This is a genomic window from Saccharothrix espanaensis DSM 44229 (genome assembly GCF_000328705.1).
GTDB classification, from domain to species: domain Bacteria; phylum Actinomycetota; class Actinomycetes; order Mycobacteriales; family Pseudonocardiaceae; genus Actinosynnema; species Actinosynnema espanaense.
Map to the genome: position 1 here is coordinate 8712104 of NC_019673.1, position 14648 is coordinate 8726751.

At 72.2% G+C, this 14648-nt stretch carries 12 protein-coding genes; 3 read left to right on the forward strand and 9 right to left on the reverse strand.

The annotated features are described in order from the left end of the window. Window positions 1-99: 99 nt before the first annotated feature. From rpsI to BN6_RS38165, 6 genes are all read right to left on the reverse strand, one after another. Window positions 100-765 (reverse strand): 30S ribosomal protein S9, encoded by a 666-nt coding sequence (gene rpsI / locus BN6_RS49400; RefSeq protein WP_051076100.1) that lies wholly within the window; start codon window positions 763-765, stop codon window positions 100-102. Between the two features lie 14 nt (window positions 766-779). Next, window positions 780-1223 carry a 50S ribosomal protein L13 gene (gene rplM, locus BN6_RS38145; protein WP_015105213.1) on the reverse strand — a complete coding sequence of 148 codons (444 nt, stop codon included), beginning with the start codon at window positions 1221-1223 and terminating at the stop codon, window positions 780-782. A gap of 395 nt (window positions 1224-1618) precedes the next feature. Continuing rightward, window positions 1619-1906, reverse strand: coding sequence for a WXG100 family type VII secretion target (locus tag BN6_RS38150; RefSeq protein WP_015105214.1), 288 nt, complete (start codon window positions 1904-1906; stop codon window positions 1619-1621). 82 nt (window positions 1907-1988) lie between these two features. Continuing rightward, the gene (locus BN6_RS38155) at window positions 1989-2306 is read right to left on the reverse strand and encodes a WXG100 family type VII secretion target (RefSeq protein ID WP_015105215.1); all 318 of its coding nucleotides are present in this window, start codon (window positions 2304-2306) and stop codon (window positions 1989-1991) included. 155 nt (window positions 2307-2461) lie between these two features. Next, complete coding sequence (locus BN6_RS45160) at window positions 2462-2890, reverse strand: hypothetical protein (protein WP_015105216.1); 429 nt, start codon at window positions 2888-2890, stop codon at window positions 2462-2464. 34 nt (window positions 2891-2924) lie between these two features. Then, entirely contained in the window at window positions 2925-4709 is a 1785-nt protein-coding gene (locus BN6_RS38165) for a type VII secretion-associated protein (RefSeq protein WP_015105217.1), read from the reverse strand. 456 nt (window positions 4710-5165) lie between these two features. Between BN6_RS38165 and BN6_RS38170 the strand changes: the two genes are divergently transcribed. Next, window positions 5166-5843 carry a hypothetical protein gene (locus BN6_RS38170; RefSeq protein WP_015105218.1) on the forward strand — a complete coding sequence of 226 codons (678 nt, stop codon included), beginning with the start codon at window positions 5166-5168 and terminating at the stop codon, window positions 5841-5843. A gap of 89 nt (window positions 5844-5932) precedes the next feature. Here the strand turns inward: BN6_RS38170 and BN6_RS38175 are convergent, their stop codons facing one another. Then, on the reverse strand, window positions 5933-9937 hold the full coding sequence (locus tag BN6_RS38175) for a type VII secretion protein EccC (RefSeq protein WP_015105219.1): 4005 nt from the start codon (window positions 9935-9937) through the stop codon (window positions 5933-5935). Between the two features lie 254 nt (window positions 9938-10191). Between BN6_RS38175 and eccD the strand changes: the two genes are divergently transcribed. Then, window positions 10192-11586: a type VII secretion integral membrane protein EccD gene (gene eccD, locus BN6_RS38180; RefSeq protein WP_015105220.1), complete on the forward strand. Its 1395-nt coding sequence runs from the start codon at window positions 10192-10194 to the stop codon at window positions 11584-11586. 5 nt (window positions 11587-11591) lie between these two features. After that, entirely contained in the window at window positions 11592-13028 is a 1437-nt protein-coding gene (gene mycP, locus BN6_RS38185; protein ID WP_015105221.1) for a type VII secretion-associated serine protease mycosin, read from the forward strand. Between the two features lie 68 nt (window positions 13029-13096). On the opposite strand, the gene BN6_RS38190 is transcribed toward mycP, so the two are convergent. Together BN6_RS38190 and BN6_RS38195 are read right to left on the reverse strand one after the other, a co-directional pair. Beyond that, a complete protein-coding gene (locus tag BN6_RS38190) occupies window positions 13097-14242 on the reverse strand; it encodes a WXG100 family type VII secretion target (protein WP_148303169.1) in 1146 nt (381 codons plus the stop codon). Between the two features lie 5 nt (window positions 14243-14247). Beyond that, entirely contained in the window at window positions 14248-14598 is a 351-nt protein-coding gene (locus BN6_RS38195) for a hypothetical protein (protein ID WP_015105223.1), read from the reverse strand. Window positions 14599-14648: the final 50 nt, after the last annotated feature.

The following is a 14648-nucleotide window of genomic DNA, read 5'->3' on the forward strand; positions in this document are numbered from 1 at the left end:
TGATGAACCACACACTTCGAGCGGAAAGCACTGCGGGAGCAGCAGTTCGACGAAGAACTGGCTGCTCCCGCAGGGTGGTGCGAAATCTCGACCGTGAGGTCAGCGCTTGCTGTACTGAGGCGCCTTGCGGGCCTTCTTCAGGCCGTACTTCTTGCGCTCCTTGACCCGGGGGTCACGGGTGAGGAAGCCGGCCTTCTTCAGCACCGGGCGGTCCTCGGAGTCCACGGCGATCAGCGCGCGGGCGATGGCCAGGCGCAGCGCACCGGCCTGGCCGGTGGTGCCGCCGCCGCCCAAGGTCGCGATGATGTCGAAGGTCTCGGGCTTCTCCGTGGTCACCAGGGGCTCGCGGATGAGCTGCTGGTGCACCTTGTTCGGGAAGTAGTCCTCGAGGGACTTCCCGTTCAGGGTGAACTTGCCGGTGCCGGGCAGCAGGCGCACCCGGACGATGGCCTGCTTGCGGCGACCGACGGTCTGCGCCAGGTGGTGCGCGCCCGCGCTGAGCACGGGGCGGGCCACGGGAGCGGGGGCCGGCTCGGCCTCGTCGCCCTCGGCGTCGGTGGCGTCGACCTCGGTGGCCTCGGCGTCGGGAGCCTGGGTGGCCTCGACCTCGGTCGCCTCGGCCGCGGGGGCGTCAGCGGCGTCGGTGGCCTCGACTGCCTCGGTGGTCTCGGCCTCGGGGGCCTCGGTCACCTCGGTGTCGGCGGTCTCGGTGGCCTCGACGTCGGCGGTCTCGACGGCGTCGACCTCGGCCTCGGGGGTGGTCACGGCGTTTTCCTCGGTCACTGGGCGACCTTCTTGATCTCGAACGGCTGCGGCTGCTGCGCCGTGTGCGGGTGGCTCGGGCCCGTGTAGACCTTGAGCTTGCCGGCGATCACGCGGCCGAGGCGGTTCTTGGGCAGCATGCCCTTGATCGCCTTCTCGACCAGCCGGTCGGCACGGGTGTCGAGCACCTCGCCGAACGACCGCTGGCGGAGGCCGCCGGGGTGGCCGGAGTGGCGGTACACGAACTCCTGGTCGCGCTTCTTGCCGGTCAGCGCCACCTTGTCCGCGTTGATGATGATGACGAAGTCACCAGTGTCAACGTGGGGGGCGTAAGTCGGCTTGTGCTTGCCGCGCAGCAGCGTCGCGGCCTGGGTGGCGAGCCGACCGAGCACCACGTCCTGGGCGTCGATCACGTGCCAGGCTCGGGTCACCTCGCCGGGCTTCGGGCTGTACGTGCGCACGGGTCTACCTCGTCGTCACTTGCGTCTGGGGTCATTGCGGCGGCTGCTCAGGCCAGACACCCCAGGTGGGCAAGTGGACCAGAACGAGGCACGCGAGGGCGCACCGGGTACCGCACAACAACGTAGGAAGATACCGGTTGGGTCGTGGCCGGGTCAAAACGACCCCCGCCAACCGGGTCGGAGCCCTCGCCGCCGAGACGACGTGGACACCGGACGGGAGGACCCGTCAGAACGCCCGTAACGCGACGTTCAGGTCCCCGAGAGTACGCACCCCCGTCGGGAGCGCCGCACCCGGGGAACATCCAGTGGGCGCGAGGCCCGGTGGAACACGTACGCGGGCCCCGGCAGCCTTGGAGGAGGCTCCGGGGCCCGCGAGGGTCACGCGGTGACGCTGTTCACCAACGCGCGGTGTTCTTGGACTCCGCGGCGGAGTAGGCGTCGTTGGCCGAGGCGACGGCGGTACCGATCGCGGCCAGGACCTGCTGGAGGTCGGCGGCGGAGGTGTCCCACTTGTTCTGGACCTCCTGGTAGGCGCCGGAGGTGGCACCTTCCCACTGCGCGATGACCGGCGCGATGCGGGACTTCAGGTCCTCGAGCTCCTGCTGGACCTTGTTCGCCTGGCCCTGGATGTCGCCGGCGGCGGAACCGAGAGCGCTGAAGTCGATCTTGATCTCGTCGTTCATGACGTCCCCTTGGAGGTGAATTCAGAATGTACAGGAAGATAATTCGAACAAAGCCGTGGAGCGGGCGACAGCGAATTCGCCGTCACGCACCGCCGCCGAGGCGACCGAGGATGGTCGACATCTCGGAGGACTGCTCCTCTTCCTGCTGGACGTAGGTCTGGACGCTGCCGGTGATCTGCTCGGCGATCGCGACCAGGGCTTCCTGGAGCTTCGCGGCGTCGTCGTTGAAGCGGGCCATCAGGTTGTTGAACGCGTCCGCGGCGGAGCCCTTCCACGCCGGCGCCAGACCGTCGATGGTGTTCCGCAGGTTGTTCAGGATGCCCTGGACGTTGCCGTTGGTGCTCATGATGTCCTTGGCGGCGTTCTCGAGCGCCGGAACTCCGGTTGCGTAACCAGCCATTGGGTGGAACCCCCTATGTAGGCGAGACCAGGCGTGCTTGCCTTCTCGGTTCGTTCAAGACTTCTGACGCAGACCTTGCCACGGTCGGTTCCACGCTGTCGCGACTTCTCCGGAAGTAGTTGCGCTAGTAAACGACCGGGCACCCCGGCGCGGGGTCAGTACAGGATTCGCGCTTGCGAAAAGTCCTCGTCATCGGCCACTTCGGCGGGCAGCCGGCCACTCGGACCGGCTACCGGCCGGGCCCCTGCGGAAGTCCGCCGAGTTGCGGTATTTGCATTCGCGTCCGTTTGCTCATGCGATTTCCCGGGCTGCGGCGCGAGCAGTTCCGCACCGGTCGGCAACCGCTCGACCGGAAGGCCCCGGTGCGCCCGGAACCCGGTCGCCACCCGCTGGAGGTCGGCGGAGGTCGGCGCGTGCCCCTCCGGCTTCACGTCCCGGGCCTTCGCCCGGTCGGCCAGGTCCCGGTTGCGCCCCCGCTGCGCCGCGGTCTTCGCGCCCGCGTCGGCGGCGGCCCGCCGGCCCCTGGTCACCGCGGCGTCGAGGTCCGAGCGGAACCGGGCGAAGGCCTCCGGGATGCCGGTCATCGTCTGCTGTCCCCACTCCCGACTCGGGTCGACTTCAGTTGGTCACGGTCAGCGTGCGCACCACCTGCTCGCACGCGGCGCGGACGCGGTCCTCGCCGGACTCCGGGAACTGGCAGCCCACGCTCACCTGGGCGTCGCGCTGGAACAGCACGTACCAGTCGACGGTCGCGGTACCCGCCCGCTCCCGGTAGTAAACGACATCCTTGCCGCCGAAGCTGCGCGAAGCGTCGAAATCGGACAGATCACGGCCGCGGTCGTACTTGTCCCGCAGCTCGGTCTCGGCCCGCGACCGGTTCACCGACGAGTCGTAGGTGAGCTTCTGCTCGGTCACCGTGATCACGTCGTCCGGCGAGACCGGCGACGACGGCTTGAGGAACACCTGCCGGGTCTCGGCGACCCCGCCGGTCTGGTCCCAGCCGGCCGGCGCGGTGAACCGGTAGTCGTACTGGGCGATGGTCTTGCCCGGCTCGCCGCTCGACGTCGTCGTCTCGGCCTCGCCGCCGCGCACGGCCAGCGCGTACGCGACTGACCCGCCGACCACCACGGCGAGCCCGAGCGACACCCCGACGACCAGCGGCGCTCGGCTGCGCGGTCGGGGCGGCGGGGGCGGTGGCTGCTGCGGGAAGTACGGCGGCCGGGGGAAGCCCGCCGGCGGTGACGGGGCGCCGGCGGCGATCCGCCGGGTGAGCTTGCGGGTGGAGTCGTCGGTGATCTTCCGCGTCACGGCCTGCTCGGGCAGCGCGCCGGTGCGCAGCGGGTCCGCGCTCACCGCCCGCAGCGCGCCCCGCGCCACCACGGTCTCGGGCTGGTCGATGCTGGTCGGCACCACGCCGGTCTGCTCCAGCACCAGCCGGGCGACCAGCGGGATCCGGCTGGAACCGCCGACCAGGAACACCCCGGCCAGCCCGCGCGGGTCCAGGCCCGCGTCCCGCACGGCGGTCGCCAGCAGCCCTGCGGCCCGGGTCAGCGGCGGGCCGATCAGCCGCTCCAGGTCGGTCCGGGTGACGTGGGCGTCCGGGAACGGCGGCGGCATCGGCACGTCGGTGTAGGAGTGCCGGGACAGCGTCTCCTTCGCGCCCCGCACGTCCTGGCGCAGCACCCGGCGCTTGCGCCGGTCGGCCAGGCCGCGGCCCTCCACGAGCTCGCGCCACGCCTGCGGGTCGCCCGGCGCGACCAGCGAGCCGACGTGCTCCAGCAGCACCTGGTCGACGTCCGCGCCGCCGAAGGTCGGGTCGCCCTTGGTGGCCAGCACCCGGAACGAGCCGCCCTGGCGGACCACGACGCTCGCGTCGACCGTGCCGCCGCCCAGGTCCAGCACGGCCAGCGCCGAGCCGTCCTGCACGGCGTGCGTCGCCGAGTGGAACACCGCGGCGGCCACCGGCTCGGGCACCAGCCGCAGCTCCTGCCCCAGCCCGCGGCCGGCGTCGAGGAGCACCCTGGTCCGGATCGCGCCCCAGTCCGCCGGGTGGGTGAGCACCAGCAGGTCGACGGGTGCGCCGCCGGCCACGTGCCGGGCCTCGTTCACCACCCGGGTGAGCACCGCCCGCACCACGTCCACGACCTTGAGCACGCTGGTGCCCAGCAGCAGCTCGCCCTCGTCCACCCGGCGCTTCGGGTTCGGCTCGTAGCGGGACGGGTCGACGGCGGCCTGCCGCTCGGCCTCCTGCCCGACGAACAGCGCGCCGTCGGCCGCGGCGAACACCGCGGAGGGCAGGATCGGCTGGCCGTCGACCACGACGACCTGCGGCTCCCGGCCGTTGACCGAGATCGCCACGCAGGTGCTCGACGTCCCGAAGTCGACCGCCACGCGCAAGCTCATCGGGCATCCCCTCGTCACCGGCTGCCTGGAGGGTATCCGGACCGGGCGGTCCGGACGGCGGATCCCGGGACACACCGGCGGGGCCGGCAGCGGCGGTGGTCCGCACGCCCCGGCGTGGGTCGACCGGGCGCGTCCCGGTGACGCGGGGTGTGTGGAGTCCCACTCCGGGGTAACCCACCGTTACGACGTCGCGGGTCGTCCACTCATCCCGGCCCAGTCGCCCGGACGTGGCCGAACACCACCCGTCACCGCCTCCGACCAGGCACGACCTCGTCGTGACCGGACGGCGCGGACCGACCCGGACGGGTCTCGCAGCGCCCCCACCGGGGGAGAACAACCCGGTACGGGGGGCGATCTGTTGCCCGAGGTTCACATAATGGACTGAACGATGTCCGGAGGCGGGGCACGGCGACCCCCCGACCCCACGTCCCGCAGCCGGGCTGAACGGAGCCGACCATGTCCGCGATCGAGGTGTTACCCGGTCCGCACGCGCTGACCGGCGAACGCGCCCTCCGGCACGCCGCCCGGTGGACCGACGCGCTGCGCGGCGTCGCGTCCGTGCGCCACCTGCCCGCGCCGGACACCCCGGCCGACCACGACCTGCGGCTGCTGGCCGGGATGCTCGGCGGCGACCGGCTGCTGGACCTGCCGGTGCCCTTACCGCTGCCCGACACCTCCGCGATCCGGGCCGACGCCGACCGGATGCTGGCCCGCTACGGCCGCGACGGCGACGGCGCCCGGCACGCCCACATCGGCGACGACACCCTGGCCGAGGTGCGCGGCTGGGACCTGCCCGCGCTGGTCGCCACCGCCACCGGCCTGCGGGTCAGCCCCCGGTTGCGGCTCTACTTCGCCCGCGACGACGTGGACGGCGTCGGGTTCCGGCTCGACTCGCGGCGGTTCGGCGACCTGCGCCTGGTGGTGCCGCTGGACCCGGCGGGCACCACGCTGATCGCCGGGCCGGGCGGCGTGCGCGGCTACCGCGGCCCGGTCCTGTTCGACGGCGTGTGCGTCCCGCACGGCCGCGCCCCCGACACCTCCGCCCGCACGCTCAACATCGGTCTGCGCCGGCTCGGCCCTCACCGCTCCCCCGACTCCGCCGGGCTGCACCGGATGCGCTGCGCCTCCTCGTAGGCCGACCGCCGGGGCGCTCCGCACGCCCCCACCCGCGCAGGACGCGAAGGGCCCCGCCGGTTCGGCGGGGCCCTTCGCGCGTGCCGGGGTCAGTCCGGCTGGATCCAGGCGACCTGGATGCGCTGCTGGCCGAACTTGCGGGTGACCAGCGTGCCCCGGCCGGGCGGCTGCGGCGACGGCTTGAGGGTGCCCACGATCGCGCCCTCCTCCTTCGACCCGGAGCCGACCAGGATCGGGGCCGAGATCTCCTTGAGCTTGCCCAGGATCGGGTCGTACATGGCCCGCGACGCGCCACCCATCCGGCGCACCGCGATCACGTGCAGGCCGACGTCCTTGGCCTGCGGGATGAACTCGGCGAGCGGCTGGAGCGGGTTCTGCGCGCCCTGCGGTGCGACCAGGTCGTAGTCGTCCACGATGACGAACAGCTCGGGGCCCTTCCACCAGGAGCGGTTGCGCAGCTGGTCCTGGGTGACGTCCGGGCCGGGCAGCCGGCCGGTCATCGAGCCGCGCACGTCCTTGACCATGTCGGTGAGCTGGGTCGAGGACACCGCGTAGGCCAGCAGGTGGTCGGTGTCGACGAAGCCGAGCATGGTGCGCCGGTAGTCGACCAGCATGATCAGCGCCTCGGACGAGGTGTAGCTGGTCATGATGCCGCGCACGATCGTGCGCAGCAGGTTCGTCTTGCCGGACTCGCCGTCGGCCAGGCACATGAAGTGCGGGTCGGCGTCGAAGTCCAGGTAGACCGGGGCGAGCTCGTCCTCGTTGACGCCCACCGGCACCAGGTGCCCGCGGTTGGGCTTGAACTGCTGGACCTGGCCCATGAAGTCGGCGTACTGGAGCAGGTCGGGCAGCAGCCGGACCTGCGGGGCACGCCGGCCGCGCCACGCGGCGGACACCTTGGCGATCATGTCCTGCACGCCCGAGGCCACCGTCTCGGCGTCCGAGGACGCGTCGACGCGCGGCAGCGCGGTGAGGAAGTGCAGCTTCTGCGGCGACAGGCCCCGGCCCGGCCGCCCGGCCGGGATGTTGACCGCGACCTTGCGGTCCACGTCGGACTCGGACGGGTCACCCAGGCGCAGCTCGAACCGGGTGCCCAGCAGGTCCTTCATCGCGGGCCGGATCTCCGCCCACCGGTTGGCCGCCACGATCACGTGCACGCCGTAGGACAGGCCCTGCGCGGCCAGCGCCTGGACCTGCGGCTCCAGCACCTCGAACTCCTGGCGGAAGTTCATCCAGCCGTCGACCACCAGGAAGGCGTCGCCGAAGTCGTCGTCGCGGATCTCGCCGCGCCGCTTCCGGTTGCGGAACTCCACCATCGAGTCGATGCCCTGCGCCCGGAACCGGAGCTCGCGCTCGGAGATCAGGCCGGACAGCTCGGCCACCATCCGGCGCGCCTTGTCCACGTCCAGCCGCGACGCGAACCCGCCGACGTGCGGCAGGTTCTCCAGCGAGGCGAGCGTGCCGCCGCCGAGGTCGAGGCAGTAGAACTGCACCTCCTCGGCGGTGTGCGTCAACGCCATCGAGGTGATCATCGTGCGCAGCATCATCGACTTGCCCGACTGCGGACCGCCGACGATCGCGCCGTGGCCGGCCGCACCGGAGAAGTCCGCCCACAGCAGGTCGCGGCGCTGCTCGAACGGCTTGTCGACCACGCCCAGCGGCACCTGGAGCTTGCCGTTGGAGAAGAAGCCCGGCGAGGTCAGACCGCGATCCTCGGTCGCCTGGAGCGGCGGGAGCAGGGTGTCCAGCGACGGCGGCTCGTTCAGCGGCGGCAGCCACACCTCGTGCGCGGGGGGACCCTGCCCCACCAGGCGCTCGACGATGACCTCCAGCTCGCTGGGCTCGTTGCTGTCCTCCTTCTGCTTCTCCTGCTTGACCGGTTCGACCGGCTTGACCGGTTCCTTGGGGATCTCGACGTAGTCCGGCACGAAGAACCGCGGCCGCTTGTCGCTGGAGACCACGGCCGACGGGCCGGCCACCTGGATGCCGGCGGGCCGGTACGGGCCGGAGACGTAGAGCGCCTTGAACCGGGTCAGCGGCGAGCCCTGCACGCCCAGGTACCCCGAACCCGGGATGGGCGGCAGCTCGTAGGCGTCCGGCACGCCGATCGCGGCCCGCGACTCGGCGGCGGAGAACGTCTTCAGACCGATCCGGTAGGACAGGAACGTGTCCAGACCGCGCAGCTTGCCCTCTTCGAGGCGCTGCGAGGCGAGCAGCATGTGCATCTGGAGCGACCGGCCGACGCGGCCGATCTGCAGGAAGATGTCGATGAAGTCCGGCTTGGCGGTCAGCATCTCGGAGAACTCGTCGATGCAGATGAACAGCGCGGGCAGCGGGTCGAGGTCGGCGCCGTTCTCGCGGGCCTTCTCGTAGTCCCAGACGTTCTTGTAGTTGCCCTTGGCCAGCACTTCCTGCCGCCGGGACACCTCGCCCGCGATGGCGTCCTTCATCCGGTCGACCAGGGTCAGGTCGCCCGCCAGGTTGGTGATCGTCGCGGCGACGTGCGGGGCCTTGTCCAGGCCGAGGAACGTCGCACCACCCTTGAAGTCGACCAGGATCATGTTCAGCGAGGTCGAGGAGTGCGTGGCCAGCAGGCCGAGCACCAGCGTGCGCAGGAACTCCGACTTGCCGGAACCGGTCGCGCCGATGCACAGGCCGTGCGGGCCCATGCCCTCCATGGCCGCTTCCTTGATGTCGAGCTCGACCTGCTGGCCGAACTCGCCGATGCCGAAGGGCACCCGGTAGCGGTCGCGCACCGGCCGGGGCCGCCACGCCTGCTGCACGTCGAAGGTCAGCGGGTCGCCCTGCAGGCCCAGGAACTCGATCAGCGGCGGGTTGTTGGACATCGACAGCGGGTCCTCGTCGCTGCCGCCGGCCTCCACGCCACCGACCCGGTACGGCGCGATCCGCCGGGCCAGGGCCTCGGCCTCCACCACGCTGAGCCAGTCCGGCCCGCCGAACCACTCGACGCCGCCGGCGCTGCGCGCGCCCAGCTTGCCGTCCTCGATGACCAGCCGCAGGCCGCGCCGCGCGGTCAGGTTGCCCAGCGACTCGGACAGGTCCAGCAGCGTGACGCCGACCAGACCCTCCTCCAGGATGATCTGCTCTTCCCTGGTCACGTCGCCGTCGTCGATCAGGATCACGATGTGCGGCTGGTCGGCGGGCGGCGGCGCGTTGCGGGTGAACCGCTGCCGGTCGCGCAGCTGCTCGTCGAGCATCTGCTCGACCTCGGTCAGCGAGCCCGCCATCATCCGCATCTGGCCGATGCCGTCGACGATGTTCGGGTGCTGCACGTGCGGCAGCCACTTCAGCCACTCCCACTGGGCCTTGGTGCGGCCGGTGGTGACGACCGCGATCAGCAGGTCGTCCGGGGAGTGGAAGGTCGCCATCTGGGCCAGCAGCGCGCGGGCCAGGCCGCGCTTGACCTCGATGTCGCCGAGCAGGCCGACGGCGGCGAAGCCGCGCAACGCGATCGAGATCGGCAGCTCGGGGACCAGCGAGTGGGCGCGCACGAACCGGCGCAGCGCCAGCGTCGCGATCGGCTCCAGCTCCTCCACCGGGCCGGTCTGCGGCGGCACCAGGCGGGTGGCCAGCCGCTGCGAGCCGCGGCCCGCGCGCAGGTGGCAGAAGTCCGGGTCGTTCTGCCGGCGTTCCCACATCCGGCGGGTGGTGGCCAGCGACCACAGCATCTGCGGGTCCGGGTGCACCCACTCGCGCTCGGCGCGCTGCTCGTTGGCCGCCTCGCGGGCCCGGTCGCGCATCTGGCCGAGGTACCGCAGGTAGTCCTTGCGGTCCTCGTTCATCTCGGCCTTCTTCTGGCCCTTGCCGGAGCCCATGCCGCCCGCCATCATGCCGATGGTGGAGATCATCATCATGCCCGGCATGATCATCGCGGCGGGGTTCTTGTTGCTGTAGCTGAACATCAAGACCATCATCCCGACGGAGGACACGATCATGACGGCCGGCATCGCCTTCATCATGACGTTGCCGGGGATGACCCGGGGCACCTCGGGCGGGGGTTCGAGGTGGACCTCACCGCCCGGCGGACGGGGAGCGGCGAGGCGTGCCGTGCGCTTGAACTGCAACGTGCTCACCTAACAGGCACCTCTTCACACTCTCGAACCAACGCACGCGGGGTGCGCCCACCAGTCGCAACCGACACTATGGCGCATCGGTGGAACGGGCGGCGGTGGGTCCGGGAAAATCGCCGGCGGACGTGTTGTGCCGAACCGCCCTGTCGGGACGCCCGTTGAGTCCATACTTGGGGCCGCCCGAGGGGCCTCCGAGCAGACCAATAAGGTCGACGCGGCCCACAAGCACACGAGTGATCAGGACTTAGGGGGCGCTGGTGGCGACCGGTACGACGGTGTTCAGCCGGGTGACGGTGGTTGCGCCGCGGACGCGTATCGACGTCGCGCTGCCCGCCGACGTCGCGGTGGCCGACCTGCTGCCGATGCTGCTGGACATGGCCAAGGAGGCCACTCCGGACGGCGGCGTGCGGCACGGCGGCTGGACCTTGGCCAAGCTGGGCGACAGCCCGCTGGACCCGAGCCGCACGCTGGCGTCGCTGGGCGTGGTGGACGGCGAGCTGCTTCAGCTGCGCAAGCGGAACGAGAACCCGCCACCGCCGCTGTACGACGACGTGGTGGACGCGATCGCCGAGTCCGACCCGGACAGCTTCCGGCCGTGGACGAAGGACACCGCCCGCCGCTACGGCCACCTGGCCGGCGCGCTGGCGCTGATCGCCGCCGCCGTGGCGGTCCTGCTGGCCGGTCCGCTGGTCGGCGGCGACGGCCTGTGGCCGGCGATCTGCGCGGGCGCCGCGGCCATCGTGGCGCTGGCGGCCGGCGCGGTCATCGCGCGGTCCTACGACGCGACCGGCACGGGCGTGCTGATCGCGGCCGCGGGCGGTCTGCCGATGGCCTACGTGGCGGGCCTGTACACCGTGCCGGGCGAGATCGGCCGGCCGAACCTGCTGCTGGCCAGCGTGCTGGTGCTGATCTTCGCCTCGGCCGCGATCCTGCTCATCGGGCGCGGCATCACGGTGTTCATCGCCGCCGCCACGGCCGGTGCGCTCAGCGGCATCGCGTTCCTGATCGGGATCTTCGTCGACCACCCGGTGGTGGGCATCGCGGCGGCGACCGCGGCGGTGTCGCTGGCGGCGCTCTCGGTGCTGCCCCGGCTCACCATCCAGCTCGCGAAGCTGCCGCTGCCGACCGTCCCGGGCAGTGCCGAGGACCTCAAGGAGGACACCGGCTTCCCGGAGTACGCGGTGATCGAGCGGCGCACCGCGAACGCCCACGAGTACCTCACCGGCATGATCATCGGCTGCGGCGGGATCGCCGCGGTGTTCTCGGTGATCGCGGCCGGCGACGGCACGGTCTTCGGCCCGATCCTGGCGGTCGTGGTGGCCCTGGTGCTGCTGCTGCGCGGCCGCGCCTACGCCAACGGCGCGCAGGCCGTGGCGCTGCTGGCCTCGGGCATGGTGGCCGCCGCCGGCGTGCTGGTCGGCTGGCTGGTGGCGGCCAGTGCCGCGAACCGGCTGCTGTTCGTGTTCGGCACCCTCGTGGTGGTCGGCGCGGGCGCGCTGGTGCTCGGTGTGATCTTCCCCAACCAGAAGTTCTCCCCGGTGCTGCGCCGCACGGTCGACGTGCTGGAGGCCATCCTGATCGCCGCGGTCCTGCCGCTGGCGCTCGCCGTGATGGACCTCTACGTCGCCATGCGCCAGCTGATCCCGGCCTGACCGACATGAACCGCACCGCACGCAGCATCGCCGCGGCGGCCGCCGCGGCGCTGATCCTGGTGACCACGCCCGGCGCGTGGGCGCAGCAGCCGACCTCCGCCGCGTCGACCCGGCCGAACTCGGTCCCGCCGCCGGTGGACCTGGGCAAGTACCTCAAGCCGTTCAAGCCGCCGGCCGAGGACGTCGACTACAAGCCGAGCAAGCTCTGCTTCCAGTCCAACACCGGCAACCAGCCGATCCCGAACAAGCCCTGGGGCCAGATGCAGCTGCGCCTGGAGGAGGCGCACCGCTTCGCCACCGGCGCGGGCGTGAAGCTGGCCATCATCGACACCGGCGTCAACGCCGGGCACCCGCGGCTCAAGGGCCGGGTGACCAGCGGCGGCGACTACGTCGAGACGGAGAAGGGCGGCACCACCGACTGCGACGGCCACGGCACCGAGGTGGCGGGCGTCGCGGCGGCCAGCCGGGACGAGCAGACCGGGTTCATCGGCGCGGCCCCGGAGGCGGAGATCATCGCCTACCGGCAGACCAGCGACCACTTCAAGTTCGAGGACCCGGCCAAGGTCGACAACCGGGCCTCGGCGGGCAAGGTGCGCACCCTGGCCGAGGCGATCGTGGCCGCCGCGACGGTCGGCGCCAAGGTCATCAACATCTCGCTGACCTCCTGCGAGCAGCCGCACGAGCCGAGCGACCAGGAGCGCGAGCTGCAGGCCGCGATCCACTGGGCGGTCAACGAGAAGGACGCCGTCATCGTGACCGCCGCGGGCAACATCGGCGGCGACGGCAAGGGTTGCAGCGTCCAGAACGACAACCAGAACACCGACACGGTCAACGTCGTCGCGTCCCCGCCGTGGTACGCCGACAACGTCCTGTCGGTGGCGTCGATGAGCCAGCGCGGCGAGGTGTCGGGGTTCTCGGTGTGGGGCCCGTGGATCAGCGTGGCCGCGCCGGGCGAGGAGATCACCACGCTGGACCCGGCGGGCCAGGGCTTGGCCAACGTCCACGTGGACGAGCGCGGCGCGCCCAGCCGCATCCAGGGCACCAGCTACGCGTCGCCGTACGTGGCGGGCGTGGTCACCCTGGTGCGCCAGCGCTTCCCGGACCTGGACGCGCGCCAGGTGATGGACCGGATCAAGGCCACCGCCCAGCACCCCGGCAACCCGGGCGGCCGGGACCACAAGGTCGGCGCGGGCATGATCAACCCGGTGGCCGCGCTCACCGCCGAGCTGCCGGCCGAGAAGGGCCAGAAGGCGGCGAACCCGACCCAGGTGATGACCAACCTCGACCCGATCAACCCGCCGGACCACACGCCGCTGATCGTGGCGCTGTCCGGGACCGGCGCGGGCGTGACCCTGCTGCTGCTCACGCTGTTCACCGTGCACACGGTCAACCGCAACCGGGCCCGCCGGGTGGCCACCCCGGTCAAGCGCAGCGTCTTCTGACCTGAACCGCGAACGGGCCGCACCCCACGCCGGGGTGCGGCCCGTTCGTCGTCCGGGGTCGGGCGGGATCAGTCCTCGCCGACCACCTGGGGTGCGGTCTTCTTGGGCTTGCCGAACAGCTCCTCGGTCGTGCCGGTGATGCGGACCTTGGACTTGTGCTCCTTGTCACCGCCCTGCTGACCACCGGCACCGGCACCGGCCATGCCGCCCATCATCCCGCCGGCCATCCCGCCACCGGCCGCGCCGGTCGTCGGACCGCCACCGCCGCCACCGGCCGTCGCCGCAGGGCGCGGCGCGGCCTCGGAGGGCTGGGGTTCCTGCACCATGGCCGCGCCACCGGGCGCGAGCTGCGGCTCGGGGGTGGCGCTCGCGGGCACGCTCCCGCCGCCACCGACACCACCGCCTGGCGTTCCGCCACCGGGTGTTCCGCCACCGCCACCGCCGCCGGGCTTGGGCGCGTCACCCGCGCCACCACCAGCGGCACCAGACGCTGCGGCCGCACCGGGACCGGCCGCACCGGGGCCGCTGGTGCCGGGGCCGCTGGTGCCGGGGCCTGGGGTTCCGGGGCCTGGGGTGCCGGCGGGCTTGGGCTCGGTGAACGCCCAGTTCTGCTCGGGGTACTTGTGCTCCATCCGCACCTCGGCGAAGTCCGAGGCCCCGGACACGCCGTCGCAGAGCTGGAGGAACGCCTCCAGGACGTCCCGGACGGACTCGTAGAACTCCTTCGCCGGGCCCTTCAGCTCGTCCAGCGCCTCGATCACCCGCCGGTCGCCGTCCAGCGGCAGCGCCGCCGCGGTCGACACGGTGTCGGCGGCCTCGGCGAACACCCGCGACATGTCCGAGACGATGTCCCGGAGGCCCTCGGCGGTCTGGTCCAGCGCGTCGCCCATGGCGTGCATCGCGTCGGACAGGTCGTGGCCGGCCAGTCCCACGGTCTGCATGTGCGCCACGAACGAGTCGGCGTCCCGGCCCTGCCACGCCGAGTCCAGCCGGCCCAGCGGCTTGGTCAGGTCGCGCGTCACGTGCTCGGCGACCAGCCCGGCCGCGCGCCAGCGCTCCGCCTCCTCGTGCAGGTCGTTCCACGTCCCGACGACCGGCGTGAAGTACTCCTCGACCAGGTCCAGCACGCCGAGCCGGCGGCTGATCCCGGACAGGTAGTCCAGTTCCGGCCCGACCTCGGCGGCGATCTGCCGCCCGTCCCTGCCCCGCACCACGCCCCCTACCGCCGGTCCGCGTTCTTGATCAGCGCGACGGCCTCGTCCTCCTGGGAGCCGTAGTGCTCGGCCACCGCGTGCAGGCCGTGGGCCGCGGCCGTGAGCACCTCGCAGGCCCGGTCCAGCTGCCCGTTGAGCATCGCGGCGGCGCGGCCGTACGCCTCGGCGCTGCGCAGCGAGCGGCCCAGTTCGCCGAAGCTCTGCGCGCGCACCGGCTCGGCCCGCAGCTCGGTGCGGGCCCGGGACAGCTCCTCGGCCGCCTCGTCCACCCGCTTCGCGTACAACTCGACCCAGCGCGCGTCGACCGCGATCCGACCGGTGCGCGCCGGAGCGGCAGTTCGTGGCACCTCGTTCACCCGGACACCTCCTACCGTTCTCCGACGGCGTCCGGGCCACGGCGGTTCCG

What these genes read in the sequence shown, in the direction of transcription:
- mycP (WP_015105221.1), top strand. Translation starts at nt 11,592, where the DNA reads ATGAACCGCACCGCACGCAGCATCGCCGCGGCGGCCGCCGCGGCGCTG.
- BN6_RS38170 (WP_015105218.1), top strand. Translation starts at nt 5,166, where the DNA reads ATGTCCGCGATCGAGGTGTTACCCGGTCCGCACGCGCTGACCGGCGAA.
- BN6_RS45160 (WP_015105216.1), bottom strand. Translation starts at nt 2,890, where the DNA reads ATGACCGGCATCCCGGAGGCCTTCGCCCGGTTCCGCTCGGACCTCGAC.
- BN6_RS38165 (WP_015105217.1), bottom strand. Translation starts at nt 4,709, where the DNA reads ATGAGCTTGCGCGTGGCGGTCGACTTCGGGACGTCGAGCACCTGCGTG.
- BN6_RS38150 (WP_015105214.1), bottom strand. Translation starts at nt 1,906, where the DNA reads ATGAACGACGAGATCAAGATCGACTTCAGCGCTCTCGGTTCCGCCGCC.
- BN6_RS38155 (WP_015105215.1), bottom strand. Translation starts at nt 2,306, where the DNA reads ATGGCTGGTTACGCAACCGGAGTTCCGGCGCTCGAGAACGCCGCCAAG.